We start from the raw sequence: 411 nt of genomic DNA, 5'->3' as shown, positions 1-411 counted from the left end.
CCTCCTTCTCCGGCTTCGCCGGAAGCCCATGCAGTTTGTCGGCGACCATGGCGGCGAACTCGTTCTGTTCGGCGTATTCCCAAGGACTCGACACCTGTCCGTGCGCCACCGCGTTCGCGTAGTCGACCGCGATATAGTCGAGAAGGCGCCCCGTGGTCTCGACATCGCCGGTTTCGGCCTTGGCCGGCCCCTGGAGCAGGACAGCGAACATGACAAATAATATGAAGCGCAGCGGCCTGGCTCTCACGGCGGTCCTGCTGGAATGACGGCCTGAACTTCGTAACCCCCAGGTACGGTTCGCCCAATTGGAGCCGCTCTAATCTGCGCGCGCATCACCTCTTGTTGAGAATTTCTGCTTCATCTCTCAGGCATTCGCTGCTGCGGCGACCACCGCGAGCGTCGTCATGGCGC

1 pseudogene is annotated in these 411 nt (G+C 61.8%); it reads right to left on the bottom strand.

The features are described from left to right. Window positions 1-211: pseudogene (locus JHD07_RS33355) on the bottom strand (iron permease); the annotation flags it as partial. Window positions 212-411: the final 200 nt, after the last annotated feature.

Source organism: Bradyrhizobium sp. (genome assembly GCF_016462955.1).
In the GTDB taxonomy this organism is placed as follows: domain Bacteria; phylum Pseudomonadota; class Alphaproteobacteria; order Rhizobiales; family Xanthobacteraceae; genus Bradyrhizobium.
This window is presented reverse-complemented; position numbering and strand designations above follow the sequence as displayed.